This window comes from Streptomyces sp. DF42 (assembly GCF_058267695.1).
Window position 1 is genome coordinate 1,838,907 of record NZ_CM177859.1, and the last position, 25,300, is coordinate 1,864,206.

Below are 25,300 nucleotides of genomic sequence, written 5' to 3' on the forward strand. Positions count from 1 at the left end.
ATGGACGCGCTGCTGCCGGACCTCATGGAAAAGGGCCGATGACGGGCGAGCCGTGGCCCGTGCCCGACGTGCTGGCCCATCTGGCCGGGCGCTGGCGCGTGCGGCGCACCGTGCGGGACCTGGCGAGCGGGGACGAGGGGCACTTCGAGGGCACCACGGTCTTCATCCCGCTGCCGGAGGGCGGTCTGCTGCACGAGGAGACCGGCACGTTCACCTGGCAGGGCGTCGCGCGGCCCGCCGAGCGAACCCTGCGCTTCCTGCGGGGGAGTTCACCGGGCAGCGCGGACGTACGTTTCGCCGACGGCCGCCCCTTCCACTGCCTGGACCTGACCACCGGGCACCATGTCGCCGGCCACCCCTGCGCGGCGGACCTCTACCGCGGCGAGTTCACCGTCCGGGACGCGGACCACTGGCGGTCGGTGTGGCGGGTGGGCGGACCCGCCAAGGACCTCCTGCTCACGACCGACTACGCGCGTGAGGGCTGAACCGGGACCCCGTCGAAGCGGAGGTTCCAGCGGCCTGCGTGGCCCGTGACGATGGTCGTCGACAGGGGGCGCACATCGATGTTCCAGTACGTCGACGGCGGCGCCTTCAGGGCGTAGACGAGGGCCGCGCGGATGACGGACGGCTCTGCGACGGCGACGATGCGGCCGCCGTCCTCGGCCGGCCTGGTGTCGAGCCAGCCCCCGACCCGGGAGACGAAGGCGAGCAGCGACTCGCCGCCGTGCGGGGTGGCCCGCGGATCGCCCAGCCAGGTGTCCACGGCGGCCGGCTCGCGGGCCATCGCCTCGCCGAGCGTCAGTCCGCGCCAGCGGCCCATGTCGCAGTCCCGCAGGGCGAGTTGTACAAGAGGCGCGTAGCCGAGGGCGTCACCGGTGGCGCGACTGCGGGGCGTGGGCGAGCAGTAGCGCAGCTCGGCCGCCGCGAGCGGGATGAGGTCGTGCGCGACATGCTGCACCTCGTCCCAGCCTGCCTGGTCGAGCGGACGGTCGTCCTCGAAGCGCTCGGCGAGCAGCGGGGAACTGCGCGCGGCGGCGACGAAAGTGACCCGTAGTTGCATGCGGCGATCGTCAGTCGGGAAAGTGTGCAGGTCAAGGGGCGTTACCAAGGAGTCACCCAGGGTGCCCGAAATCTTACTTCCAGGTCAGGACCTGGCGGACAACTCACCCGAAACACCTCACCCACACGTCACTCGGAGACGAGCGCCATCCACTGGTCGGGCCTCGCCAGCTCCCGGAAACCGAGCTTCTCGTACACCCCGTGGGCGTCGTGGGTGGCGAGCAGGATGCGGCGCAGCCCGTACGGGCGCAGGTGGTCACGGACGGCCGCGACCATCGCCGTACCGACACCCTTGCCGCGCACGGAAGGGTCGACGTACACGTCGCAGAGCCAGGCGAAGGTGGCCCGGTCGGTGATGATCCGCGCATACGCCACCTGATCCCCCGAAACCACCTCGAACACCCCGAAGTTCAGCGAACCTGCCATCGCCGACTCGTGCTTCTCCCGCGTCCGCCCGAGCGCCCAGTACGCGTCGGTGGACAGCCATCGGTGCACGCGCTCGGTGTCGATGCGATCGGGGTCGGCGGAGATCTCGTAGCCGTCGGGGAGGCCCGGGGTGGTGTCGGTCATGGCGGGAGACTCGCAGGCCGGGAGGCGGGGAGTCGACTGGTTTTCCTGGTCTTCCCCGCGCCCGCCCGGCCCCGCCGCCCTTCGGCTAGAGCACCTCGTCGCAGGCCGTGCGCAGCCGCCGTACCCCCTCCGTGATCTCCCGAGTCCCTGCCACCGCCGCGAAGCTCAACCGCAGGTACGGTGCCGGGGATTCCGCGCTGAAGTACGGGCGGCCGGGCGTGAGGGCGACTCCCGCGCGCAGGGCCGCCGCCGTCAGGGCGGTTTCGTCCGTGCCGTCGGGCAGGCGCAGCCACAGGTGGTAGCCGCCGGACGGGATGTGGGGGAGGGAGAGTTCGGGGAGGCCGCGGCGCAGGGCTGCCGTCATCGTGTCGCGGCGGGTCCTCAACTCCGCGGAGATGGCCCGGAGATGGCGCGGCCAGGCGGGTGAGCCGACGAGTTCGAGGGCCGCCTCCTGGAGCGGCCGGGAGACGAAGAAGGTGTCGACGACCTGGATGGCGCGCAGTCGTTCCAGGACCGGGCCGTGGGCGGCCAGCGCGCTCACCCGGAAGCTGGGCGAGGTCGCCTTGGTGAGCGAGCAGACGTGGACGACGACTCCGTCGGGGTCGTCCGCCGCAAGGGGGCTCGGCAGCGGTCCCGCGTCCTCGTGCACGAGCCGTCGCACGAAGTCGTCCTCGACGACGAACGCGCCGGCCTCGCGGGCGATGCGGAGCACGTCGCCGCGGCGCTCGGGGGCGAGCACGGCGCCGGTCGGGTTCTGGAACAGGGGCTGACAGACGAAGACGCGCGCGCCCGTCGCCCGGAACGCGTCGGCGAGCAGAGCCGGTTTCACGCCGTCCGCGTCCACCGGGACCGGGACGGGCCGCAGACCCGCCGCCCGCGCGATCGCCAGCATGCCCGGATACGTGGGCGATTCGACGAGCACCGGCGCTCCGGGCGGGGCCAGCGCCCGCAGCGCGGTCGTGAGTGCGGACTGGCCACCCGCGCTGATGAGGACCCCCGCGGCGGTGACCCCTCCCCCGATGCTGCGCGCGAACCACTCCCGCAGCTCCGGCAGCCCCTCCATGGGCGGCCGCCCCCAGGCACCGGGGCGCCGTCCCGCCCGGGACAGGGCCGCCGCCATCGCCCGCTCGGGCTGCAACGACGGGTGCAGATAGCCGCCGTTGAACTCGACGACTCCGGGCGGCGGTGCGGCGAGCGACACGGTGACTCCGGACGCGTCGACGGAACGCGGTACGAGGTCGGCGGCGCCGTCCGCGCTGAGGGCGACCTCCTGCCACGAGGTGTCGCCGGCGGGAGCGGCCGTGCCGCGCGGCTGTGCGCGGAAGGCGCCGGCTCCCGGCCTGGTCACCACCAGGCCCTCGGCGGACAGCTGCGCCAGGGCCCGCGAGACGGTCACCGGGCTGACCCGGAACCGTTCCACGAGGGACCGGCTCGACGGGAGCTTTCCACCAGGAGAGTAGCGGTTGACTTCCTGTCGCAGCTGATTCGCCAGTTCGCCCACACTGCTACGCTCTTGCATGACAGCACAGAATAGCGCTACTGCCACCCCGCGGATAGCGGTCGCCACCCCGCCCGGGACGGCAGCCGGCACCGGCACGCTCCAGGCCGCCCTCGGCGTCACCGCCTTCTCCCTCACCTTCCCCGCCACCGCCTGGGGCCTGGAGGGCTTCGGGCCCTGGTCCCTGGTGGCCGTGCGCAGTGTTCTGGCAGCCCTGATCGCGGGCACGTGTCTGCTCGCCCTGCGCGTTTCACCGCCGGACCGGCGGCACGTGGCGGGACTCGCGGTCGTCGCCGCGGGTGTCGTCGTCGGCTTCCCGCTGCTCACCACCCTCGCCCTGCAGACCTCGACCACCGCGCACGCGGCGGTCGTGGTGGGCCTGCTCCCGCTCACGACCGCGCTGTTCTCCGCCCTGCGCATGGGCACCCGCCCCTCCCGCACGTTCTGGACGGCGGCCCTCGCCGGTGCGGCGGCCGTCGTCGCCTTCACGGTGCAGCAGAGCGGCGGCGCCCTGACGACCGCCGACCTGTATCTGTTCGCCGCGCTGGTGGTGTGCGCGGCCGGCTACACCGAGGGCGGCCGACTCGCCCGTGTCATGCCGGGCTGGCAGGTCATCGGCTGGGCGCTGGTGCTGTGCCTGCCGCTGAGCGTGCTGGCCGCCGCGCTGGCGCTGTCGTACGAACCCGTGCGGCTGACCGCGCACAGCGTGGCCGGACTGCTGTGGGTCGCGGCGGGCTCGCAGTTCCTCGGCCTGGTCGTCTGGTACCGGGGCATGGCGGCCATCGGCATCCCGAAGGCCAGCCAGTTGCAGTTGGCCCAGCCCCTGCTCACACTGGTGTGGTCGGTGCTGCTGCTGGGCGAGCACCTGACGGTGGCCGCGCCGCTGACGGCCGCGGCGGTACTCGTGTGCATCGCCGTCACCCAGCGGGCGCGAGGCTGAGCGGCGTGCACGCGCCGGTCCCAACCAAGGCCCCGCGCCGTAGACTCAAGGCCACGGACCGCTGCTCCCGCACTTGGTGAGGAGGCCCTACACATGCACGCAACCGTGGGCGACCAGCTTGTCCAGCACGGCAGGGTGGTCGGACAGCAGGACAAGGTCGGCGAGATCGTCGAAGTACTGGGCCAGGAGGGCAACCCTCCGTTCCGCGTCCGCTTCGAGGACGGGCACGTGGGTGTGTGCTCACCCGGCCCCGACACCGAGATCCGACACAAGGAAGCGCAGAAGTAGATCAGCGCGGGGGCCTCGCCGGCTGCCGGTAGTGGTCGGCGACGACCCGTGCCATCGCCCCGATGCGGTCCGCCGCCACGTCCTTGGCGGCGAAGAAGACATGACCTCGCACCTGCGGGTGCTCCTCCGCCAGCGTGAGGTGCCGGGAGAGTTCGGCCGGATCCTGCCAGGCGGCGGGCTGTGCCGGGTCGCCCGCCTTGTAGAGCGCCTCCCCCACGTACAACTGCGTCCCGCTGCCCCGCGCGACCTCCGCCCACCAGGGCAGCAGCTTGGCGTAGTCGGCGGCGGCGAAGCCGAGGTGCCAGTAGATCTGCGGTGCGATGTAGTCGATCCAGTTCTTGCGCACCCACTTGCGGGTGTCCGCGTGCAGGTCGTCGTACGTCTGCACGCCCGCCCGGGTGTCGGAGCCGAGCGGGTCGGTGGCGGCGTTGCGCCACACTCCGAACGGGCTGATGCCGAAGCGCGTGCCCGGCCGGGTCCGCCGGATGCAGGCGGCCGTCTCGCGCACCAGCTTGTCGATGTTGTCGCGGCGCCAGGCGGCCCGGTCCGGGAAACCCGCGCCGTGGCGGGCGTAGGCCTCGTCGTCGTCGAAGGTCTGGCCGGCCACGGGATACGGATAGAAGTAGTCGTCGAAGTGCACGGCGTCCACGGGGTACTTCTTCACCGCGTCGAGGATCGCCCGCTGGACGAAGGCGCGGACCTTGGGCAGCCCCGGGTTGTAGTAGAGCTTCCCGCCGTACGCCACCACCCAGTCCGGATGTCTGCGCGCGGGGTGCGAGGCGACCAGCTTCGTCAGGTCCGTGTGGACGGCGACGCGGTACGGGTTGAACCAGGCGTGCAGCTCCAGGCCGCGGGCGTGGGCCTCCTCGACCGCCGTCTCCAGGGGGTTCCAGCCGGGGTCCTTGCCCTGGGTTCCGGTGAGGTACTCCGACCAGGGCTCGTACGGCGAGGGCCACAGGGCGTCAGCGGTCGGACGCACCTGGAAGATCACGGTGTTGAGGCGGTTCCGGACCGCCACGTCGAGGTGGCCGATGAGTTCCCTGCGCTGCTCGGCCGCGGTCAGGCCCGGCCGGGAGGGCCAGTCACGGTTGGCCACGGTGGCCAGCCACACGCCCCGCATCCCGGTGACCGCGCGCCGGCGACCCGGCACGGCGCTCGCGTCCGGCGCGGTCGCCAGAGTCGCCAGCGCGGCCAGCGCGAACGCCCTGCGTGACAGTCGCCCCATGGTGACAACACCCCCATACTGTGCGGATCCGCGCGGTCACGGATCGTCTCCGCCGCCCAGGATGCCCCTACCCGCACGATCGATCATCGATACTTGGGGGTAACGTGCACGATCGGAGCAGGCGCCGAACCAGCGGAGTCCTGCCGCACACCCGTGGACCAGCGAAGGGGACGATGTGACAGACATCGCGGCGGGAGACATCGCGCGCGTCGGAGTCGTGGGCTGCGGCCAGATGGGAGCCGGCATCGCCGAGGTGTGCGCCCGTTCCGGGCTGGACGTGAAGGTCGCCGAGACCACCGGCGAGGCCCTGGAGATCGGCCGCACCCGGCTGTTCAACTCCCTGTCGAAGGCGGCCGAGCGCGGCAAGATCAGCGCGGCGGAGCTCGACGCGACGCAGGCGCGGCTCAGCTTCACCACCGACCTCGGCGAGTTCGCCGACCGCGACCTGGTGATCGAGGCCGTCGTGGAGAACGAGCAGGTCAAGACGGAGATCTTCCAGGTGCTCGACCAGGTCGTGACCCGGCCGGACGCGATCCTCGCCTCCAACACCTCCTCCATTCCGCTGGTGAGGCTGGCGGTCGCCACCTCGCGGCCCGACCAGGTCGTCGGCATCCACTTCTTCAACCCGGCCCCGGTGCAGCAGCTCGTCGAGCTGATCCCGGCGCTCACCACCTCCGAGGGCACGCTCGCCCGCGCCCAGCAGTTCGCGGAGAAGACGGTGGGCAAGCACGCCATCCGTGCCCAGGACCGCTCCGGCTTCGTGGTCAACGCGCTGCTGATCCCGTATCTCCTCTCCGCCATCCGGATGTTCGAGTCCGGCATCGCCAGCCGCGAGGACATCGACAACGGCATGGAGCTCGGCTGCGCCCACCCGATGGGCCCGCTGAAGCTGTCCGACCTGATCGGCCTGGACACGGTCGCCTCGGTCGCCTTCTCGATGTACGAGGAGTACAAGGAGCCGCTGTACGCCGCTCCCCCGCTCCTGCAGCGCATGGTCGACGCGGGCCGGCTCGGCCGGAAGACCGGCTCGGGCTTCTACAGCTACAGCTGACACCGACGCCTCGGCCGACACCAACGGCCGGTTGCACAGTGCCCGTTCCAGGGTGCTGACTACACAGTGCGACGAACGCGGGCCCGGCACCTTTGATGGTGCCGGGCCCGCGTCATTCACACACCGTGTGCGCGCCGGGCACGCATATGCCCCTCGCACACTCTCCCCACGTGTCCACCAGGCGAGTTGACTCACCATGCGCATGCAAGGGATGTGACGACTACGGAAAGGAGCGGACTTGTGACCGCCGACCCGGAGCATCCCGTGGTCCATGGAGAACTCGCAGAGTTACGCCGCCGCCTCGATGTCGCGTACGCGCGCGTCGAGGGAGGGCTGGCTCTGCTCAACCATCGCACTGAGGAGACGGACAAGGGACTCGACGACCTGAGCGCACGGATCGTCGCGCTGGAGCACGCCCGCTGGCCACTGCCCGCGGTCGCGGCCCTGGCAGCCGTGGGCGCGCTCGTCGTGACGGTATGGCAGACCCTGGGCCGCTGACGGACAAAGGCGCGGGGCGCCGCCGGTACGCGGCTGCGCCGCGTGGGCGCGACCGGCCACGACGGGGCCGCACAGGAATGACGGCCCGTCGTGGCCCGCCCGGCGGAGCGCCTACGCGTCCTGCCCGAGCCTGAGGTGGTGCAGCAGAAGTAACGCGGCCGCCATGTTGGCGGCCGGGACCTCGCCGCGGGCGACCATGTCGGGGACGAGCTTGAGGGGGACCCACTCCCGGCGGTCCGACTCGAAGTCGTCCACGGGATGCCCGATGTACTCGCCCTCGTCGGTCCAGTAGATGTGGTGCCGTGCGTCGGTGAGGCCGTTGGACGGCTCCACGCTCATGAGGTGCTGCAGAGGTCCCGGCCGCCAGCCGGTCTCCTCCTCGAGTTCCCTGGCGGCCGCGACGGCGATGTCCTCACCGTCCTCGACCACACCCGCGGCGAGTTCCCACCCCCAGCTGTCGGTGATGAAGCGGTGGCGCCACAACAGGAGGACCTCGTTGGCCTCGTTGACCACCGTCGCCACGGCCACCGGCCGCAGCCGTATCAGAAAGTGGTCGAGATGCCGGCCGTCCGGCAGCTCGACATCCGCGAGGTTGACGCTGAACCAGCGGTTTGAGTACACAGTTTGTTCGTTCTGTTTCGTCCACTGCACGGTTCTGCCACCTTCCATCGAGTAAGTGGCAATATCGCAGCAGGGACTGTGGAGCGGCGGCCCTCAGGAACCCGTCTACAGCGGTACGCGCAGTGCTCCGTCGATCAGTTCGGCGGCTTCGGCGGTGCCCGCGCAGCCGCTGCGCACCAGATGGTCGCGTACCGCCCTGAGTCTGTCGCGCAGCCGCTGGGACTCCATTCCGCGGGCCTGTTCGGCCATCTGCACGGCCGTGGCCACGGCTTTGTCGGCATTGCCCTGGCGCAGTTCGATCGTGCTAAGCATGGCGAGCCGGTGCACCCGGCCGCGGTCGTGCGCCGGATTGTCGACGGCGGCGGCCGCGTGCTCCCCCGCCGCCACGAGTTCGCCCAGGCTGAGCAGGGCCTCCGCCACCTGGACGTTGACCAACCCCGGCTGGACATAGCCGGTTTCGTCGGGTTCGTACCCGCGCCGGATGCGTTCGGCGGCCTGCTCCGCCCGCCGGATGCAGGACAGCGCGGTCGTACCGTCGCCCAGGTGCGCGTACGCCTTCGCCTGCATCGCGTAGAGGTCGCAGGCGAGCGCCGGCGTGATGTGTCTGCCGGCGGCCCGCAGCGCGGCCTCCGCGAAGGCGACGGCCTGCCGGTACTCCCGCATGAACAGGGCCTGGTTGACCAGCAGGGCGATCACATACGCGCCCAGGCCCCGGTCCCCGCTGGCCTTCGCCAGCCTGAGGGCCTGGTGGAAGTAGCGCTGGGCGAGACCGTGCGCGTCGGAGTCGTAGGCGCAGATGCCGGCGATCGCCACCAACCCGCCCGTCGCCCGGTGCAGTTGGCGGCCGGTGGCGTCGGTGTAGCTGCCGCGCAGCAGCGGGGCGGCCTCGGCGTTGAGGAAGCCGACGATCCGGGCGCGGGTCGCTATGCCGCCGGCCTTGCGGTACATCTGCTCATAGTGGGTGCGGGCGGCGCGCAGCATCTCGATGTCGCTCGCGGTGACCCGGTGCCGGCCGCCGCGCGAGACGTCCACGTCCTCGGGCGGGTTCTCCCATTCCCACACGGGCATGACGGCGGGCGTGCCGGTGACCGCGGGCGCGCCCAGGATGTGCGGGCGCTGCTGCTCGTCGGAGCGCCACAGGGCGGTGGCACGCTCCACGAAGCCGGAGAGGGTGATGCCGTGCGGGGTGGACGGCTCGCCGGGCACGCCGAGGCCTATGTCGTCCAGCGTGACCGGCCGGTGCAGACGGCCCGCGAGCACCTCACAGATCAGGTCGGGCACCTGACCGCGCGGCCGCTGCCCCTTCAACCACCGTGCTACGGCGGTGTGTTCGTACCGGAGCGCGAGGCCGCGCGCCCGCCCCGCCTGATTGACGTGTGCTGCCAGCCCCGCATGCGAGATCCCCGCCTCGTCCAGGATCGCGTCGAGCAGAGTGTTGGGCTGCATGGGTGCCCCCCGGGTGGCTCGGTGCCGTCAGCGTAGTGCGAACGCCTTCGCACGGGGTGTGAACGGAGTGCTCGGATTCGCAGCGTGCGCGCACTGTCGCGGAGAGTTTCCAGCCGGTTGACTGAAATGCCTCGCAAGAGGCCGGCCGGGCCGCCGGCTCCCCCTCGTACAGTGCGGCGGCCCGCTTCCGCGCCGTCCGCCCAGCTGCCTGCCCGACACTCCGTGGCGGGGCGGACGGCGTGCCGCGCAGGCACGACACACATCGATGAGGCCCCGCCCGGACCACGCGGGAGCGCCGGGCGCACCGTGGGGGAGCGTGGCGATTCGCGGCCTCGACGTCATGTGAGGCGGTGCGCCCGGTGTCCGACCGGCTCACCGGGTGTGCGTACGACATGACGCCGGTCGTTGCGCAGCACGAGCAGCGCGACGTCGTCGGCGGGCCGTCCCCCGGCGTGCCGCAGCAGCCCGGCGAGGACGGCGCGCAGCACCGACTGCGGTGAGACCGGCCCGGCGGCGACGGCCTCGGCGAGCGCGGCGGCCAGCGGAAAGAACCGGCCACGGCCGTCACGGGCGTCTTCGACACCGTCCGTGTGCAGGAAGAGCGCCTCACCGGGCAGGAGTTGGCCGCAGCGGACAGCGGGCAACTCGGCGGGCAACGGGAACGTCCCGAGTGGGGGCAGCGGTTCGGCCCGGGTCAGCGGTTCGGCCCGGGCCGGCCCCAGCAGATACGGCCAGGGGTGCCCGCAGTTGAGGACGTGCACCCCGCCGTCCGCCCCGATCTCCAGCAGCAGTACGGTGACGAACTCCTCGGCGACCGGACTGTCCGGCTCCGGTCCGGCCGAGGGATGCCCGGCGCCGGCCCGCTCCCCCAGATGCCGGGCCAGCGCCCGCTCCAACCGCCGCAGCACACAGCCCAGTTCGGCCTCGTCGTGCGCGGCCTCGCGGAAGCTGCCGAGCACGGCGGCGACCGTGCTGATGGCGGCGAGCCCGTGCCCACGCACATCACCCATCACGATCCGCACGCCGTGCTCGGTGGCGATGACCTCGTACAGATCGCCGCCGATGGCCGCACCGCGGTCCGCGGACAGCTGGGCGGCGGCGACGTTCAGCCCGTCGATCCACGGCGGCGGCGGCCGCAGCAGCGCGCTCTGTGCGGCACCCGCGACCTGCCGGACCTCCCTGAGCTCACGCACCAGCGCATGCCGGACGTTGAGGACCAGTCCGGTCCCCACGGCGAAGAAGACGGCACTGCTGACGATGCGCGCGCCCAGCCCGTTCTGCTGGGCGAGCGGACAGGCCAGTTTGTACGAGATCGCCATGGCGCCCCACACGATGGGCAGCCCCAGCGCCGGCAAGCGCCTGCGGAAGACTCCAGCCCTGCTGCGAATCATGCCGATGGCCCCCCATACAGGCCCCGAAAGCACAGAATCGGACCGGCCTCGAAAGGCCGGTCCGATTCTGTCGACCCGCATGGCCGTAATGGGCCAGATCACCCCGACGTGCCACTCGAATGAGTGACAACTCCCCCGCCACCCGCATTTGTGCAGATGAGGGCACATCTTCACATCGCGATGTGCAGCGCCCCGTCAGGGGGGCGGGGCTGTGGTGCATGTGCGGCTACCGCCGCGTGGGCGCGACAAGCCACGACAAACCCGCAGCCGCCAACGAACCCCGGCTCCCCGCCCCTTGGGCGACCTAACCCCGAAGCACCGCACCCGTCCGCTCACCCGCGAGGGCAACCGCCGCATCCCGGGCGGCAGATGCCTCGTCCACGGTCAGCGTCCGATCCGCCGCACGGAACCGCAGCGCATACGCCAGCGACTTCCGCCCCTCACCGAGCTGGTCGTCGTTCTCGTACACGTCGAACAGCCGGATGCCCTCAAGAAGCGCACCCGCGCCCTCACGCAGCGCCGCCTCGACATCCGTGTGCGGCACGAACGTGTCGACGACCAGCGCGACATCCTGCGTGGCCACCGGGAAGGTGGAGATGCTCGGCGCCTGCGGAGTGTCGTTGCCGACCTTCTCCAGCACGTCCAGGTCGATCTCCATCGCACTGGTGCGCTCGGGCAGCGCCAGGGCCTTCACCACACGCGGGTGCAGCTCACCCGCGTGGCCGACCACCGTCTCCGTGCCGTCCACGACGACCACGAACTCGGCGCAGCGGCCGGGGTGCCAGGGCCCGTACTGACCCTTGCGGACGATCAGTTCGGCGCCGGCTTCCCGCGCGACGACCCGCCCCGCCTCGACCGCGTCGGCCCAGTCCGCAGGCCGGCCCTTGCCCCACCAGCCGGCCTGCTCGCGGGCGCCCGCGAGGACGACGGCGACATGGCGCGGCTGCTCGGGCAGCACGGCGTCGAGTTCGGCGATCTCCTCGTCGGTGGGACGCCGGTCGACGGGCAGGGCGGCGGCGGTCCTCTGCTCCTCGCGCGGCAGGAAGACCAGCCCGGTCTCGAAGAGCGCCAGGTCGTGCGAGCCCCGGCCGTTGTTGCGGCGCAGCGCACCGAGCAGGCCCGGCAGCAGCGAGGTGCGGAGCGCGGGCTCCTCGTCACTGAGCGGGTTGGTCAGCTTCACCACACGGCGCGCCGGGTCGTCGGCCTCGATCAACAGCTGGTCGAAGACCTGCTCGCCGATGAAGGGGTAGGTCGGCGCCTCGACGTACCCGGCACCGGACAGCGCCCTGCCGACGCGGCGGTGCAGCCGCTGACGGTGGGTCAGGCCGCGGCCCGAGGGCAGCTTGGGCAGCGTGGACGGAAGGTTCTCGTAGCCCTCCAGGCGGATGACCTCTTCGGCCAGGTCGTTGACCTCCAGGAGGTCGGGCCGCCAGGACGGGACGGTGACGATCAGCTCGTCCTGCCCGTACACGTCGCAGCCGATCTCCTGCAGCCGCCGTACGACGATCTCGCGGCCGTAGTCGACACCCGCCACCTTGTCCGGGTGGTCGGCCGGAACGGTGATGGTGTGCGGCGCCGACGGCGCGATGACCTCGGTGACTCCGGCCTCGGCGCTGCCGCCCGCGAGGAGCACCAGCAGATCGACCGTGCGCTGGGCCGCGGCGGACGCGGCCTGCGGGTCGACGCCGCGCTCGAAGCGGCGGGAGGCCTCGGAGGAGAGCCTGTGCCGGCGGGCGGTGCGGGCGATGGAGACCGCGTTGAAGTGCGCGGCCTCGATCACCACGTCGGTCGTCGCGTCCGCCGTGTTCTCGGGGTTCTCGTGGTCGGCGATCTCGGTGTTGGCGCCGCCCATGACGCCCGCGAGCCCGATGGGGCCGCGGTCATCGGTGATCACCAGGTCCTCGGTGTCGAGCTTGCGCTCGACGCCGTCCAGCGTGACGAGCTTCTCGCCCGCCTCCGCCCGGCGCACGCCGATGGTGCCCTGGACCAGGGAGCGGTCGTAGGCGTGCAGCGGCTGGCCGAGCTCCATCATCACGTAGTTGGTGACGTCGACGGCGAGCGAGATCGGGCGCATGCCGACCTTCTGCAGCCGGCGCCGGAGCCAGATCGGGGAGCGCGCCTCGGGGCTGAGGCCGGTCACCGTGCGGGCGGTGAAGCGGTCGCAGCCGACGGGCTCGGAGACCTGGACCGGGTAGCCGTACGCGTTCGGGCCGGGTACGTCGAGCAGCGCCGGGTCGCGCAGCGGCAGGCCGTAGGCGATGGCGGTCTCGCGGGCGACGCCGCGGATGGACAGGCAGTCGCCGCGGTTGGCGGTGACGGCGATGTCCAGGACCTCGTCGACCAGTTCGAGGAGCTCGATGGCGTCCTTGCCGACCTCGATCTCGGGCGGCAGCACGATGATGCCGTGGCTGCCGTCGTCGCCCATGCCCAGCTCGTCGCCGGAGCAGATCATGCCGTGGGACGTCTTGCCGTACGTCTTGCGCGCGGAGATGGAGAAACCGCCGGGCAGCGTGGCGCCGGGCAGGACCACGACGACCTTGTCGCCGACGGCGAAGTTGCGGGCGCCGCAGACGATCTCCTGGGGCTCGCCGGTGCCGTTGGCCTGGCCGACGTCGACGGTGCAGAAGCGGATCGGCTTCTTGAAGCCCTCCAGCTCCTCGATCGTCAGCACCCGGCCGACGACGAGGGGGCCCTTGAGGTCGGCGCCGAGGTGCTCGACGGTCTCGACCTCGAGCCCCGCCGAGACGAGCTTCTCCTGGACGTCGCGGCCGGTTTCCGTCGCCGGCAGGTCGACGTACTCCCGCAGCCAAGAAAGCGGGACCCGCATCAGATCTCCATCCCGAACGGCCGGGTGAACCGGACGTCACCCTCGACCATGTCTCGCATGTCCTCGACGTTGTGGCGGAACATCAGCATCCGCTCGATGCCGAACCCGAAGGCGAACCCGCTGTACTTCTCCGGGTCGACGCCGCAGGCGGTCAGCACCTTGGGGTTGACCATGCCGCAGCCACCGAGCTCGATCCAGCCCTCGCTGGAGCAGGTGCGGCAGGGCCGGTCGGGGTTGCCGACGGACTCGCCGCGGCAGACGTAACACACCATGTCCATCTCGGCGGACGGCTCGGTGAAGGGGAAGAAGTTCGGTCGCAGCCGGGTCTTCATGCCCTCGCCGAACAGCGACTGGACCATGTGGTCCAGGGTGCCCTTGAGGTCGGCCATGGTCAGGCCCTCGTCCACGGCGAGCAGTTCCACCTGGTGGAAGACCGGCGTGTGCGTGGCGTCCAGCTCGTCGGTGCGGTACACACGGCCGGGGCAGATCACGTAGACCGGCAGCTCACGGCTGAGCAGCGAGCGGATCTGGACCGGTGAGGTGTGGGTGCGCAGCACGACACCGGACTCGGTGCCGCCCTGTGGGCCCTCGACGAAGAAGGTGTCGTGCTCGCCGCGGGCCGGGTGGTCCGGGCCGATGTTCAGGGCGTCGAAGTTGAACCACTCGGCCTCCAGCTCGGGGCCTTCGGCGACCTCGTAGCCCATGGCGACGAAGACGTCCTCAATGCGCTCCGAGAGCGTGGTCAGCGGGTGGCGGGCGCCGGCCGGCACACGGTCGTAGGGCAGCGTGACGTCCACCGCCTCCTCGACCAGCACGCGTGTGTCGCGCTCGGCCTCCAGCTCCGTCTGGCGGGCGGCGAGGGCCTTGTTGACGGCGCCTCGGGCCTGGCCGACCAGCTTGCCGGCGGCCGCCTTGGCGTGCGGGGGCAGGGCGCCGATCTCGCGGTTGGCGAGGGCCAGCGGTGAGGTGCCCCCGGTGTGGGCGACCTTGGCCTCCTGGAGCGCGTCGAGGGAGTCCGCGGCGACGAAGGCGGCGAGCGCCTCGTCCCGCATGCGCTCGATCTCTTCCGGTTTCAACGCCTCGACCTCGACAGGGTCGTACGACTTATTCGGTGCCGACATCTCTTCCCGTGCTTCCGATTGGCTGGCTGAAGGTCCCCGTCACCGACTCACGCAGAGGTCAGAGGGCCGTCCATGGGACACAAAGGTGCCAAAGGCCGAGTCTAACGGGGTGGAGGTGTACGAATGCGCCCGTGGGCCGCTAGGCGAGATACGCCGGGGCTGCCACGGGCAACGTAAATCGGAACTCGGCGCCGCCCTGAGGGGCGCGGCCGACCGCGATGGTGCCGCCGTGGGCTTCGACGATGCCCTTGACGATGTACAGGCCGAGGCCCGTGCCGCCGCGCTTGCTGCCCCGCCAGAAGCGGGTGAAGACGCGGTTCATGGACTCCTCCGGGATGCCGGGCCCCTCGTCGCTCACCGTGACCGACGTGGCTGCGGTTTCATGGCCTTCCCCTTCGCGGGGGGACGCCGTGGCCGTGACATCGATCGTGACGGTTCCCTCGCCGTGGCGCACGGCATTTTCCAGCAGGTTGCTGAGCACCTGGTCGACCTTGTCGGGGTCGGCCCACAGGTCGGGCAGGGGCTGCTCGATGCGCAGCAGGAACCGGTCGGCGGGCTGCCCCGCGGCGACGTACGCCTGGATGTGCCGCCCCACGGCCGCACCCATGTCGACGGGCTGGCGCCGGACCTCCAGCCGCCCGCTGTCGATCCGCGAGATGTCGAGCAGCTCGGCGATGAGCCGGGTGACGCGGTCGGCGTCCGCGTCGACGGTCTCCAGCATGAGCCGCTTCTGGTCGTCGGTGAAGCGCTCCCACTTGGCGAGGAGGGTGGCGGTGAAGCCCTTCACGGACGTGAGGGGCGAGCGCAGTTCGTGGGCGACCGTGGCTATCAGCTCGGCGTGGCTGCGCTCGGTGCGGCGGCGGGCCTCGGTGTCGCGCAGGGAGACGACGAGGCGGCGGACGGGGCCGGTGGGTTCACCACGGACGTACCGGGCCGATACGAGGACCTCCCGCCCACCGGGGAGGAGAAGGTTCCGCTCGGGCTGGCGGACCCGGGTGGCGAGACCGCCGTAGGGGTCGGTCAGCTGCCACCAGCGGCGCCCCTCCAGGTCCTCTAACGGCAGCGCCTTCTCCAGCCGCTGTCCGAGCGCCTCCTCGGCGGGGACGGCGGTGATGCGCTCGGCGGCTGCGTTGAAGCAGATGACGTGGCCGTTTTCGTCGGCGACGACGAGGCCGTCGGGCAGCTCGTCGGGGTCGATGCCGAGTTCGGTGAGGTCGCCGTGCCGGGGCGCGGGCGCACGTCGCACGTCCTGTGCCCGCAGTGCCTTCTCCGCACCGCTCGTGCCGACACTCATCCCCGTACCCCACCTCTCAGACGGCGCAGGTGGCCCCTGAGCTGGTCACCCTACTAGCTCTCGGTGACGGAGCGGCACCCTCCGGAGGCGCGCTGTGCACGGGCCGACGCGTAGAGACATACGGCGGCCGCGGTGGCGAGGTTCAGGCTTTCGGCCTTCCCGTGGATCGGAACGCGCACCACGGCGTCCGCGAGTGCGCGGGTCTCCTCCGGGAGCCCCCACGCCTCGTTCCCGAACACCCAGGCGGTCGGCCCGCCCATGGTGCCCTTGTCGAGCTCGTCGTCGAGGTCGTCGGCCCCGGCGCCGTCCGCGGCGAGGATGCGCACACCGATGTCCTTGAGCCCGGCCACGGCCTGCTCGACGGGCACCCCGACGGCGACGGGCAGGTGGAACAGGGAGCCCACGGACGCGCGTACGGCCTTGGGGTTGTAGAGATCGACGGACGCGTCGGTCAGTACGACGGCCTCGGCACCGGCGGCGTCGGCGCAGCGCAGGACGGTGCCGGCGTTGCCGGGATCGCGCACGTTCGCCAGTACGGCGACGAGCTTCGGGCGGGCCCGGAGGATCTCCTCGAACGGGGTGTCGAGGAATCGGCAGATCCCGACCAGCCCCTGCGGGGTCACGGTCGTGGAGATGTCGGCAATCACCTGCTCGTCGGCAAGGTGCACCCGGGCACCGGCGTCACGGGCCTCGCCGATGATGTCGGCGTACCGCTCGGCGGCCTCGCCGGTGGCGAACAGTTCGACGAGCGTGTCCTTGTACCCCGCCGCCTCCCGCACGGCCTGCGGCCCCTCGGTCAGAAACAGCCGCTCCTTGCCCCGGAAGTTCCGCCGCGCAAGCCGCCGAGCGGCAGCCACCCGAGGCGAACGGGGAGAAATGAGTTCGGGACCGGCAGGAGACATGTTCTGCTTCACCTTCAAGATCTCAGGACGACCACAACCCCCTGGAGGCGGGGGCGGAACTGCGCGACCAGCCGCGAACGACCCGCACCGAACAACTACCGGACCGGGGCTGACAGCAAAGAACCCGCAGGCCTGAAAACCTGCGGGTCCTTCACATCACGGCTCAAGCCGGCGCAGCGTCACGCGGCCTTCGGCGCGTTGACATCGGCCGGCAGCGCCTTCTGGGCGACCTCGACCAGCGCGGCGAACGCGGTGGCGTCGTTGACGGCCAGCTCGGCGAGGATCTTGCGGTCGACCTCGATGTTCGCGGCGTTCAGACCCTGGATGAAGCGGTTGTACGTGATGCCGTTGGCGCGGGCGGCGGCGTTGATGCGCTGGATCCACAGCCGACGGAAGTCGCCCTTGCGCTTCTTGCGGTCGTTGTAGTTGTAGACCAGCGAGTGGGTGACCTGCTCCTTGGCCTTGCGGTACAGGCGCGAACGCTGACCGCGGTAGCCGGAGGCCGCCTCGAGGATCGCCCGGCGCTTCTTGTGGGCGTTGACTGCCCGCTTGACGCGTGCCACTTGTTAACTCCTTGTAGCGGGGCCGTGGTTGGACTCACACGGCCCGGAAACGATTGGGTCCCGGTCCAGACGTACGGCGCTCGGCGATCGGACGATCAGGCGCCGCTCACGTCACTTGCCGAGAAGCTTCTTGATCTTCTTGGCGTCGCCCGGGGCCATCTCGGCGTTGCCGGTGAGGCGGCGCGTCAGGCGCGACGACTTGTGCTCGAGCAGGTGGCGCTTGCCGGCGCGCTCACGGAGCACCTTGCCGGAGCCGGTGACCTTGAAGCGCTTGCTGGCACCGCTGTGCGACTTGTTCTTCGGCATAGCGCCGTTCTCTCCTCGTCGGTGGCGCTCCGGTGCCCGGTCGTCAAACCGGGCACGGTGGAGCGTCGCTCTTGTATCGGTTACGTCCTGGGGACTGCTGTCCCCCGGGATCACGCCTCGGCGGAAGCCTCGGCAGGAGCCTCGGTCTCCACGGCGTCCTCGGAAGCCTCGGCGCCCTCGGAAGCCTCGACGTGCTCGGACTCCGCGGCGTTCTGCGACTTGCCGGGGTTGGCCTTCGCGTCTGCCTTGCGGGCTTCCTGCGCCTGCCGGGCCTCGGCCATCGCCTCGGTCTTCTTCTTGTGCGGACCGAGAACCATGATCATGTTTCGGCCGTCCTGCTTCGGGTTCGACTCGATGAACCCGAGGTCCTGGACGTCCTCCGCGAGACGCTGCAGCAGTCGGTAGCCGAGCTCCGGCCGGGACTGCTCGCGACCACGGAACATGATCGTGATCTTGACCTTGTCGCCCTGCTTGAGGAACCGGACGACGTGACCCTTCTTGGTGTCATAGTCGTGCGGGTCGATCTTCGGCCGGAGCTTCATCTCCTTGATGACCGTGTGCGCCTGGTTCTTGCGCGCCTCACGGGCCTTCATGGCCGACTCGTACTTGAACTTCCCGTAGTCCATGAGCTTGCACACAGGCGGACGGGCGGTTGCCGCCACCTCGACCAGGTCCAGGTCGTACTCCTGCGCAAGCTCCAGTGCCTTGGCCAGGGGGACGATGCCCACCTGCTCGCCACTGGGACCGACAAGTCGCACCTCTGGAACGCGAATCCGGTCGTTGATGCGGGGCTCGGCGCTGATGGATCCTCCTCGGTTAGCACCACACGGCGGTCTGGCGGACAGCCGCGTTTTGTCTCTTTTCGACAGACCTAACCGCGCCGAAGCACAAAAAATGCCCCGGACGACGATCACGGGCGGGGCTCCAAAGCACTACCGGAGCACCGCCGCGATAGGTCGCGGGGCGCGCTTTCGGGCGACTCCATCGTCCGTACGGAACGATGGCGGCCGCCTGACCGGGGTGACCCGCCGTCCCGGAGGACGGTCAGGTGGGAGATCGGAGCCTCCACTTGTGGGCCGGTCACGCGATCTTTCTCGGGGCGTGTCCGGCCGGTCGTCACACAAGGTTAGCAGCTGCCCGGGGGTGGTGCGAACCGTCGTGCACCGGGGCCTACGCTGTGGGGCATGAGTGACACCCCTCCTGAGTCCCCCACCGACTTCGACGCCATGACCCGCGACATCGCCGAGGTCCCCGCCGTCGAGGTGATCGTGACCGTCGCCGTGAACCTGATGAGCGCCGCCGCGGTGAAGCTCGGTCTGACCGAGGAGGGCGACAAGTACAAGGACCTGGACGAGGCGCGCAAGCTGGTGACGGCGCTGGCGGGCCTGCTGGACGCGAGCGCGACCGAGATCAGCTCGTTCCACGCGGCGCCGCTGCGCGACGGCCTGAAGTCGCTGCAGCTGGCCTTCCGCGAGGCGTCCCTCGTCCCGGACGAGCCGGGCCAGGGCCCGGGAGAGAAGTACACCGGCCCGATCTACGGCTAGACCGCCGGCGTCACGACGCATCCGAGCGTACGTACAAGGGCTCGCCCGGTGGCGTCGCCCCGGCCGGCAGCAGTGCCAGGTCGAGGCCGCGCACCAGGCGGGCCCTCAGTGTTTCGTCGGCGGCGAGGCGTTCGGCGACCGCGCGGGCGGTCTCGGCGGGTGCGGCCGTCTGATCGAGTACGAGGGCGAGCGTGCCGTCGGCCTGTCCGGGCCCGAGGTGGGCGCGCAGGACGGCGGGTTCGGCGGCGACCGCGGTACGCACGGCTTCCTGTACGGCGGGGTCGGCGAGGGGGTCGGTCGTCGTACGCCCCTCGGCGAGGGCCAGCAGCGCGGGCCCGGTCAGCTCGAACGGCACCGGCCCCGACAGGTCCAGCACCACCGTGTCCGCCTTTTCGTGCGCCGCGGCCTGCAGCGCCTGGTGCAGGGGTACGGCGACGGGGCGGGCCGCCGGGTCCCAGCGGGCCAGCGAGTCGGTGGAGGTGAAGGCCGGCAGTGCGGTGCGGGATCCGGCCTTGAGGGTCGGCACGGCCATGTCGCTGGTCTTCTCGCGGCGCAGCCCGCCCTCTCGTCTCCCACCTCCGCCCTTCCCAGGAGCTTCGCGCTCCTCCTCACTGACCTCCTCGACCTCGCCGAGGATGGCCACGACGGGGACGAGCAGCCGGGCGCCCTTGAGGGCCTCCAGGACGGGGCCCACGGCGGTGCGGTCCTCGGCCCAGGCGGCGAGCGCGGCGCTCAGCCGGGGGTCGGCGGTGCCGTCGTCGTCGGAGAAGCCGGAGTCGGGAATGTTCTTGTTCGCCACGGTCACCGACCCTATCGGGCGGATATCGGCAGGATGCTGCTGGGCTTGTGCGGCCCCGGAAACCGGTGGTTCACAGCCTTCACGGCTTTCTCAGCATCTCCTGACACACATCTAACCTTCGCCTAACGGCGCGCACAGTCCACGCCCCGAGCATCGCGGCATGGAGTCCTCCGGAGCCCGCCGAAACCGCCGCGCTCGTCCGTCCAGGACGCGCCCCCTGCTCTGCACGGCGCTCGCCGTGGTGGCCGTCGTGGGCGGTACGGCCGCCGGGACCGTCTATGTGAAGGCTCAGGCGCACCCCGGTGCGGGCCCCGTATCGTCGTCGGCCACGGCGGACGGGGAGGAATCGGTGGAACCTGTGGCTCAGCCGACGGTGGACCACGCGGCGGTGCTGGCCGGGGCGATGAGGTCGGTGTCCGTCGAGGGCGACGCGAAGGTGTCGGTGGCGGTGCTGGACCTGGACTCGGGGGCGAGCGCCTCGTACGGGGACGGTGCCTTCGACACGGCGAGCATCGTCAAGGTCGACATCCTGGCGGCGCTGCTGCTGCAGGCGCAGGACGCGGGCCGGCACCTGACGGCGAGCGAGAAGTCGTACGCCACCACGATGATCGAGAACAGCGACAACGACTCCGCGTCGGCCCTGTGGCGGATCATCGGCAGGGCGGACGGGCTCGACGCCGCGAACGAGCGTCTCGGTCTCACGGACACGGAGGGCGGCGACGGCATGCTGTGGGGTCTGACGCAGACCACGGCCGCCGATCAACTCGTCCTGCTGCAGCAGGTGTTCGGGGACGGCTCCCAGTTGGGTGAGGCCTCGCGGACGTATCTGCAGGGGCTGATGGGGCAGGTAGCGGCCGACCAGCACTGGGGCGTGTCGGCCGCGGCCGAGGGGTCCGAGTGGGCGCTGAAGAACGGGTGGCTGGCCCGCAGCACGACCGGGCTGTGGGACATCAACAGCATCGGGCGCGTGACGGTGGACGGCCGCGACTGCCTGGTGACGGTGCTGTCGAAGGGCAACTCGACGAAGGAGAAGGGGATTTCGCTGGTGGAGACGGCGGCGAAGGCGGCGGTCGACTCGCTGTCCGGGACCCGCTCGGCTGCGACCGCCTCCGCGTCCCCCTCCGCCGCCCGATAGCGGGCCGGTAGCGGGTCGGCGGCTAGAAGTCCTCGAAGCGTCTGCGGCGGCCGCGCCACAGGACGACCGCCGCGACGAGCAGGACCCCGCCGAGGCTGCCCGCGAGTGGGGCGGCCCAGCCGCTGGTGTCGTCGTCTGACTCGGCGGCGTCCGGGCCGGAGCCGAAGTACCTGTCGCCGTACGACGCCGCCTGCAGGCCCTCCGGCTTGAGGCGGCCGGCCGCCTTGATGGCGGCGGCCGGGTCGATGAGGCCGAAGCCGCGCGAGTCGTCGCGGCCGCCGACGGGGGCGTTGCGCGCGGTGTCCTCGAGGAGCTGCTTGATCTGGGCGGGGGTCAGCCCCGGGTGGGCGGCCTTGATGAGCGCCACCGCGCCCGAGACGAACGCCGAGGCGGCACTGGTCCCCCACCCCTCGTAGTACTTGTGGTCGGGGTCGGCGATGACGATGTCGACGCCTGGGGCGCTGACGGTGGCGTACCAGCGGCGGGTGGAGAACGAGGCGCGGGTGCCGAAGCGGTCGACGGCGGTCGCGGCGATGACGCCCGGGTAGGCGGCCGGATAGGAGACGTGGTCGCCCTTGTCGCCGCCGTTGCCTGCCGAGGCGACGATGGTCACGCCCTTCTTCAGGGCGTACTGGACGGCCTCGTCCTCGGCGGGTTCGGGGTGGGCGGAGACGGAGTCGTCGCCGAGGGAGAGGTTGATGACGTCGGCGCCGTGGTCGGCGGCCCAGCGGATGCCTTCGGCGAGGGCGTTGCCGCGGGAGGAGCGGGCCTTGCTGCGGGCCGAGTCGCCGTCCTCCAGGATCACGCGAACGGGGAGGACCTTGGCCTTTGGGGCGATGCCCATGACGCCCTCGTCGTCGCCGGGGCCGTGTCCGTGCCCGGCGATGATCCCGGCCATGGCGGTCCCGTGCCGGGCCCACGCCCGGTCCCCCTGCCTCGCCCCGAAGCCGATCATGTCCTTGGTGGGCAGGACGTTCCCGACGAGGTCGGGATGGTCGGCCTCGACACCGGTGTCGAGGACGGCGACGGTGATGCCCCTGCCCTTGGTGGTCTGCCAGGCCTGCTGGGTGTGCATGGCGTCGAGGGCCCACTGCTGGGCCCGTATGCCGTCGGCGTGCGCGACGGTGGGCGGGACGAGGGCGAGAGAAGCGGCGAGGAGGACACTCACCGCTCCGACACGGTGCCTGGCTCCGCTGCTGCTCTTCGCTCGGATACGGCGCTTCACGAGGGCTTCTCCGTGGGCGAGGTGACGTCTTTGCGCAGGGCTCGTTCGATGCGGTCGGCGAGGCCCTGGGCCTCGTTGCCGAGGCCAGCCTGGGCGGGGGCCGAGGAGGCGCCGGACTGGATGGCCTGCTCGGCGGAGAGCGGGGTGTCGACACTGCGGCCGTCGGCCCAGCCGGAGACGGCGTAGACGACCACCGGGGCGTCGGTGAGCACGGAGATGGTCCACGACGCGCGCTGCTCGGTCCCGAAGCGGGCGGCGGCGGTGTCCTTCGCCGCGTAGGGGCGGGGCATGAGGTCCGTGCGGCTGCCGAGGCCCTCCTTCTGGAAGCGCTTGGCGAGGGCGTCCATGGATGCGGCGTCGGCGTCGGTGAACAGCAGGCCGACGGTGGTGACGAAGCTCTGGGTGGCGTCGGTGTAGGTGGCGCGGAGGAGACGTTGGCAGCCGACCGGTGCGAGGGCTTTCTTCAGCAGCGGGTCGAAGGCGTCCTTGCATCCGCTGTCCGGTGCGACGGCGACGCGTGTCCAGGTCCGGTCGGCGCCGCCGGGGCCGGCACCGGTGCCCTCCACGGTCGGCGGGAACAAGCGGTCCACGGGCACGCTGTGCCACAGGCTTCCGGCCGCTGCGAACGTGTCCCGCGCGCCGCCGTCCCCCGAGTCCCCTACCAGCCAACTCCCGGTCAAGGCGCCGCCGATGAGCCCGACGCCGAGCACCAGACAGGCGGCGGCCGCGGCGGTACGCGGCCGCACCCGCCGAGCGAGCGGCCTCGGCCGGGCGTGCTCGTCGTACCCCTCGGGCTCCGCGAACGACACAACGGGGCGCCCGGCCCCCAGCGTCCCACCGGGCACCATCGGAGTACTCCAGGAGAGAGCGGGGTCGGGCCCTGCGCCCACACCGGGACCCGGACGCTGTGGCGCGTCGGCCGCGGTGAGGGTGGGGCTGGGGGTACAGCTCGGGCGGGCCGGCGGCATGGGCGGTACGGCCGGATCGGGCCGGGTGCTCGTTGCCGACGGCGGGGTGGCGCCGGGGCGCCGAAGAGGAGCGGTGGCCGCCGAGCCGGACTCGGACATGGGCGGCGTGACCGAACCGGGGCGACGGCCGGGATCGGCGGGCGCGGAGGCGGGGCGGGCGCCCGGCATCGGCGGCACCGCCGAGTCAGCCTGCCGAACCGGTTCGGCAGAGGCGGGAGTTGGCGTCCCCGGGGATGTGGCCGAGAGGGCGGGGGCATCCGGTCTCGCCGAGGCGGCCGAACGAGTCGAACCCGAGCGGAAACCCGGACGGGATTCCGGCACGGGCGGGGCGGTCGTACCCGGGCGGCGGAGGGGGTGGGCCGACGTGGGAATGCGGCCAGTGTCCGGCATGGCGGGCGAGGTGGCCGGACGGGCAGGCGCCTCGGGCGGGGTCTGCGGGCGGATGGGCCGCAGGCGCCTGGTGGTCTCCTGGGCCGTCTCCTCGGGAGCGCTCGTGGGGCGGGGCGGCGGCGTGGGGCGGTGGCTCGGGCGTGGCGGTACGGCGCTGCCCGGCGCGCTCGTACCGGCGGCACCGCGCGCGGTCGAACCGGCCGTGGTCTGCGGATTCGTACCGTCGGCGCCCTGCACCACGGTGCCGGCAGCCGGCTGCGTGGGGGTGGCGTCGGCGGTCCGCCCGGTCGTAGCGGCGCCGTCGCTGCGTGTCCCGCGGCCGGTCGTCGGAGGGGCGTCCGGGAAGCGGGCCGAGGCCTGCGGCGGGGGCGCGGGCAGCGGACCGGCGTCTCGTGCGGAGGGCACGCGGAGGTTCGGGAAGTGGGGGCGGATGTCCGGGGAGCCGGCCGGGTCGGACGCCGGGCTTGGGCCGCGCGACGAGTCCGCGGGGGTGTCGGAACGCAGCCCGGATGCCGAGCCCGGTTCGGTCCGGGGACGGCTCTCCGTGGCCCGGCTCCGGTCGGTCCGACCGCCTCGCGCAGACGCCGGTACGCCGTCTCCGTCAGCCGCACCGACACCCCGAGGCAGCGAACCCTCGCCGGCCGAGCTGTCCTGCCGGGACGACGAACCCTCGTCGGCCGCACTGCCCTGCTGGGACGACGAACCCTTCTCGGCCGCACTGTCGCCTCGGACCGGGGAGCCTTCGTCACCTTCATCTTCATCGCCGCCCCAGGACGACCAGCTCTCGCCGGCCCGAGAGCCCTGTCGGAACGTGGTTGCCCCGCCGGAGCCACTGTCGCCCCGCGACGAACCCGCTTCAGCCCCACCGCCGAACCGGGACGACCAGCCGCCCTCGACCCCGCCACCCGGCCAGGACGCCGTACCCCCGCCCGAGCCACCACCGCCCCGCGACGAACCCGCTTCAGCCCCACCATCGAACCGGGACGGCCAGACGGCGTCACCGTCGCCGTCGACGGCCGGTCCAGCGGTGTCGGCCTCGGTGATCGGTCGGGACGGCGAGACGCCGTCGGAGTTGCTGCCGGTCCGGGGCGTCGGGCCTCCATCGGCTTCGCCGCCGCTCCATGGCCACGGCTCCCCATCGCCTTCGCGGCCGCTCCACGGCGACCAGCCCTCGTCCGCGGCCTCACGCTCGTTGCGAGGCGGGGAAGGGGTGGGCGTGGGGCGGCGCGGGGCGAACGCGTTGAAGGATTCGGAGCCGCTCCAGGGGGACCACACGCCGGTGGGCTCGGCGGTCGAGTCCAGCGTGGGGTCGGTGTGGGGCGGGGGCGCGGTGGTCTCCTGTGGTTGCCGGTCCGCCGGGCCCCGCCCGACCGTCGGGGGCTGGGGCGGGCGCGGTGGGATGGAGGCGTGCTGCGCGTCCGTGCTCATGCACCCCCCGTTTCCTCGCGCCCGGGCCGACTACCTGTACGCGGGCCGTCGTCCTTGCGCTCAACCGCTCGGCGCCGGATCTGTCCGTCCCGGACACGCATACCCGTACGGATGGACCGGCATCCAGGTGCGGGATGTGCAGCCGTGGTCGTCCGCCGTACGTGCGCGTCACTCTACGGGTTGCCCCTGCCGGAACGGGAACCAGTCCACG

Annotated in this window: 23 protein-coding genes and 1 pseudogene; 7 read left to right on the forward strand and 17 right to left on the reverse strand. The window is 71.9% G+C overall.

Annotated elements, in window-relative coordinates; translation table 11 throughout:
* The first annotated feature begins 38 nt into the window (after window positions 1-38).
* Window positions 39-485 carry a DUF6314 family protein gene (locus tag ACYUED_RS08380; protein ID WP_491291645.1) on the forward strand — a complete coding sequence of 149 codons (447 nt, stop codon included), beginning with the start codon at window positions 39-41 and terminating at the stop codon, window positions 483-485.
* On the opposite strand, the gene ACYUED_RS08385 is transcribed toward ACYUED_RS08380, so the two are convergent.
* The 3 genes from ACYUED_RS08385 to ACYUED_RS08395 form a co-directional block, all read right to left on the reverse strand.
* Window positions 467-1,060 carry a histidine phosphatase family protein gene (locus tag ACYUED_RS08385; protein ID WP_491291646.1) on the reverse strand — a complete coding sequence of 198 codons (594 nt, stop codon included), beginning with the start codon at window positions 1,058-1,060 and terminating at the stop codon, window positions 467-469. The genes ACYUED_RS08380 and ACYUED_RS08385 overlap by 19 nt on opposite strands.
* A 128-nt stretch (window positions 1,061-1,188) precedes the next feature.
* Window positions 1,189-1,629, reverse strand: coding sequence for a GNAT family N-acetyltransferase (locus tag ACYUED_RS08390; RefSeq protein WP_491291647.1), 441 nt, complete (start codon window positions 1,627-1,629; stop codon window positions 1,189-1,191).
* Between the two features lie 85 nt (window positions 1,630-1,714).
* Window positions 1,715-3,148 carry an aminotransferase-like domain-containing protein gene (locus ACYUED_RS08395; RefSeq protein ID WP_491291648.1) on the reverse strand — a complete coding sequence of 478 codons (1,434 nt, stop codon included), beginning with the start codon at window positions 3,146-3,148 and terminating at the stop codon, window positions 1,715-1,717.
* Here ACYUED_RS08395 and ACYUED_RS08400 point away from each other — a divergent pair.
* Both ACYUED_RS08400 and ACYUED_RS08405 read left to right on the forward strand, forming a co-directional pair.
* Entirely contained in the window at window positions 3,147-4,067 is a 921-nt protein-coding gene (locus tag ACYUED_RS08400; protein ID WP_491291649.1) for a DMT family transporter, read from the forward strand. The two genes, ACYUED_RS08395 and ACYUED_RS08400, sit on opposite strands and share 2 nt — an antisense overlap.
* 93 nt (window positions 4,068-4,160) lie before the next feature.
* Window positions 4,161-4,355 (forward strand): DUF1918 domain-containing protein, encoded by a 195-nt coding sequence (locus ACYUED_RS08405; protein ID WP_491291650.1) that lies wholly within the window; start codon window positions 4,161-4,163, stop codon window positions 4,353-4,355.
* Between the two features lies 1 nt (window position 4,356).
* On the opposite strand, the gene ACYUED_RS08410 is transcribed toward ACYUED_RS08405, so the two are convergent.
* Window positions 4,357-5,580, reverse strand: coding sequence for a glycoside hydrolase family 10-like protein (locus tag ACYUED_RS08410; protein ID WP_491291651.1), 1,224 nt, complete (start codon window positions 5,578-5,580; stop codon window positions 4,357-4,359).
* Window positions 5,581-5,755: 175 nt separating this feature from the next.
* Here ACYUED_RS08410 and ACYUED_RS08415 point away from each other — a divergent pair, with 175 nt between their 5' ends.
* Together ACYUED_RS08415 and ACYUED_RS08420 are read left to right on the forward strand one after the other, a co-directional pair.
* On the forward strand, window positions 5,756-6,631 hold the full coding sequence (locus ACYUED_RS08415; RefSeq protein ID WP_266510978.1) for a 3-hydroxybutyryl-CoA dehydrogenase: 876 nt from the start codon (window positions 5,756-5,758) through the stop codon (window positions 6,629-6,631).
* Window positions 6,632-6,871: 240 nt separating this feature from the next.
* Window positions 6,872-7,129 (forward strand): hypothetical protein, encoded by a 258-nt coding sequence (locus tag ACYUED_RS08420; protein WP_491291652.1) that lies wholly within the window; start codon window positions 6,872-6,874, stop codon window positions 7,127-7,129.
* Window positions 7,130-7,240: 111 nt separating this feature from the next.
* Here the strand turns inward: ACYUED_RS08420 and ACYUED_RS08425 are convergent, their stop codons facing one another.
* The 10 genes and pseudogenes from ACYUED_RS08425 to infC all read right to left on the reverse strand — a co-directional run bounded on the left by ACYUED_RS08425 (window position 7,241) and on the right by infC (window position 18,428).
* Window positions 7,241-7,780, reverse strand: coding sequence for an NUDIX hydrolase (locus ACYUED_RS08425; RefSeq protein ID WP_266510984.1), 540 nt, complete (start codon window positions 7,778-7,780; stop codon window positions 7,241-7,243).
* Window positions 7,781-7,855: 75 nt separating this feature from the next.
* Window positions 7,856-9,196 carry an NsdA family TPR-like regulatory protein gene (locus ACYUED_RS08430; RefSeq protein ID WP_491291653.1) on the reverse strand — a complete coding sequence of 447 codons (1,341 nt, stop codon included), beginning with the start codon at window positions 9,194-9,196 and terminating at the stop codon, window positions 7,856-7,858.
* A 338-nt stretch (window positions 9,197-9,534) separates the two neighbouring features.
* Window positions 9,535-10,587, reverse strand: coding sequence for a PP2C family protein-serine/threonine phosphatase (locus ACYUED_RS08435; protein ID WP_491291654.1), 1,053 nt, complete (start codon window positions 10,585-10,587; stop codon window positions 9,535-9,537).
* A gap of 304 nt (window positions 10,588-10,891) precedes the next feature.
* The gene (gene pheT / locus ACYUED_RS08440; protein WP_491291655.1) at window positions 10,892-13,414 is read right to left on the reverse strand and encodes a phenylalanine--tRNA ligase subunit beta; all 2,523 of its coding nucleotides are present in this window, start codon (window positions 13,412-13,414) and stop codon (window positions 10,892-10,894) included.
* Entirely contained in the window at window positions 13,414-14,535 is a 1,122-nt protein-coding gene (gene pheS, locus ACYUED_RS08445) for a phenylalanine--tRNA ligase subunit alpha (RefSeq protein ID WP_266510996.1), read from the reverse strand. Before pheS ends, pheT begins: the two co-directional genes overlap by 1 nt.
* Before the next feature lie 139 nt (window positions 14,536-14,674).
* Complete coding sequence (locus ACYUED_RS08450) at window positions 14,675-15,829, reverse strand: sensor histidine kinase (protein WP_491291656.1); 1,155 nt, start codon at window positions 15,827-15,829, stop codon at window positions 14,675-14,677.
* A 53-nt stretch (window positions 15,830-15,882) separates the two neighbouring features.
* On the reverse strand, window positions 15,883-16,731 hold the full coding sequence (locus ACYUED_RS08455; RefSeq protein WP_491291657.1) for a TrmH family RNA methyltransferase: 849 nt from the start codon (window positions 16,729-16,731) through the stop codon (window positions 15,883-15,885).
* Between the two features lie 179 nt (window positions 16,732-16,910).
* A complete protein-coding gene (gene rplT / locus ACYUED_RS08460) occupies window positions 16,911-17,294 on the reverse strand; it encodes a 50S ribosomal protein L20 (RefSeq protein WP_020132316.1) in 384 nt (127 codons plus the stop codon).
* 111 nt (window positions 17,295-17,405) lie between these two features.
* A complete protein-coding gene (gene rpmI, locus ACYUED_RS08465) occupies window positions 17,406-17,600 on the reverse strand; it encodes a 50S ribosomal protein L35 (protein WP_007829094.1) in 195 nt (64 codons plus the stop codon).
* A gap of 110 nt (window positions 17,601-17,710) precedes the next feature.
* Window positions 17,711-18,428: pseudogene (gene infC, locus ACYUED_RS08470) on the reverse strand (translation initiation factor IF-3).
* A gap of 356 nt (window positions 18,429-18,784) precedes the next feature.
* Between infC and ACYUED_RS08475 the strand changes: the two are divergent.
* A complete protein-coding gene (locus ACYUED_RS08475) occupies window positions 18,785-19,144 on the forward strand; it encodes a DUF1844 domain-containing protein (RefSeq protein WP_266511009.1) in 360 nt (119 codons plus the stop codon).
* 10 nt (window positions 19,145-19,154) lie between these two features.
* On the opposite strand, the gene ACYUED_RS08480 is transcribed toward ACYUED_RS08475, so the two are convergent.
* Window positions 19,155-19,943, reverse strand: a complete 789-nt coding sequence (locus ACYUED_RS08480; RefSeq protein WP_491291658.1) for an SseB family protein — start codon at window positions 19,941-19,943, stop codon at window positions 19,155-19,157.
* 160 nt (window positions 19,944-20,103) lie between these two features.
* Here ACYUED_RS08480 and ACYUED_RS08485 point away from each other — a divergent pair, with 160 nt between their 5' ends.
* Window positions 20,104-21,078 (forward strand): serine hydrolase, encoded by a 975-nt coding sequence (locus ACYUED_RS08485; protein ID WP_491291659.1) that lies wholly within the window; start codon window positions 20,104-20,106, stop codon window positions 21,076-21,078.
* 22 nt (window positions 21,079-21,100) lie between these two features.
* On the opposite strand, the gene mycP is transcribed toward ACYUED_RS08485, so the two are convergent.
* Complete coding sequence (mycP, locus tag ACYUED_RS08490) at window positions 21,101-22,303, reverse strand: type VII secretion-associated serine protease mycosin (protein WP_491291660.1); 1,203 nt, start codon at window positions 22,301-22,303, stop codon at window positions 21,101-21,103.
* Window positions 22,300-25,089: a hypothetical protein gene (locus tag ACYUED_RS08495; RefSeq protein WP_491291661.1), complete on the reverse strand. Its 2,790-nt coding sequence runs from the start codon at window positions 25,087-25,089 to the stop codon at window positions 22,300-22,302. The genes mycP and ACYUED_RS08495 overlap by 4 nt, the downstream gene beginning before the upstream one ends.
* Between the last annotated feature and the right edge of the window lie 211 nt (window positions 25,090-25,300).

Bases quoted from the DNA above. Each gene is read 5' to 3' on its own strand.
- ACYUED_RS08380 (WP_491291645.1), top strand. From the start codon at position 39: ATGACGGGCGAGCCGTGGCCCGTGCCCGACGTGCTGGCCCATCTGGCC.
- ACYUED_RS08385 (WP_491291646.1), bottom strand. From the start codon at position 1,060: ATGCAACTACGGGTCACTTTCGTCGCCGCCGCGCGCAGTTCCCCGCTG.
- ACYUED_RS08390 (WP_491291647.1), bottom strand. From the start codon at position 1,629: ATGACCGACACCACCCCGGGCCTCCCCGACGGCTACGAGATCTCCGCC.
- ACYUED_RS08400 (WP_491291649.1), top strand. From the start codon at position 3,147: ATGACAGCACAGAATAGCGCTACTGCCACCCCGCGGATAGCGGTCGCC.
- ACYUED_RS08395 (WP_491291648.1), bottom strand. From the start codon at position 3,148: ATGCAAGAGCGTAGCAGTGTGGGCGAACTGGCGAATCAGCTGCGACAG.
- ACYUED_RS08405 (WP_491291650.1), top strand. From the start codon at position 4,161: ATGCACGCAACCGTGGGCGACCAGCTTGTCCAGCACGGCAGGGTGGTC.
- ACYUED_RS08410 (WP_491291651.1), bottom strand. From the start codon at position 5,580: ATGGGGCGACTGTCACGCAGGGCGTTCGCGCTGGCCGCGCTGGCGACT.
- ACYUED_RS08430 (WP_491291653.1), bottom strand. From the start codon at position 9,196: ATGCAGCCCAACACTCTGCTCGACGCGATCCTGGACGAGGCGGGGATC.
- ACYUED_RS08435 (WP_491291654.1), bottom strand. From the start codon at position 10,587: ATGATTCGCAGCAGGGCTGGAGTCTTCCGCAGGCGCTTGCCGGCGCTG.
- pheT (WP_491291655.1), bottom strand. From the start codon at position 13,414: ATGCGGGTCCCGCTTTCTTGGCTGCGGGAGTACGTCGACCTGCCGGCG.
- pheS (WP_266510996.1), bottom strand. From the start codon at position 14,535: ATGTCGGCACCGAATAAGTCGTACGACCCTGTCGAGGTCGAGGCGTTG.
- ACYUED_RS08450 (WP_491291656.1), bottom strand. From the start codon at position 15,829: ATGAGTGTCGGCACGAGCGGTGCGGAGAAGGCACTGCGGGCACAGGAC.
- ACYUED_RS08455 (WP_491291657.1), bottom strand. From the start codon at position 16,731: ATGTCTCCTGCCGGTCCCGAACTCATTTCTCCCCGTTCGCCTCGGGTG.
- rpmI (WP_007829094.1), bottom strand. From the start codon at position 17,600: ATGCCGAAGAACAAGTCGCACAGCGGTGCCAGCAAGCGCTTCAAGGTC.
- ACYUED_RS08475 (WP_266511009.1), top strand. From the start codon at position 18,785: ATGAGTGACACCCCTCCTGAGTCCCCCACCGACTTCGACGCCATGACC.
- ACYUED_RS08485 (WP_491291659.1), top strand. From the start codon at position 20,104: ATGGAGTCCTCCGGAGCCCGCCGAAACCGCCGCGCTCGTCCGTCCAGG.
- ACYUED_RS08495 (WP_491291661.1), bottom strand. From the start codon at position 25,089: ATGAGCACGGACGCGCAGCACGCCTCCATCCCACCGCGCCCGCCCCAG.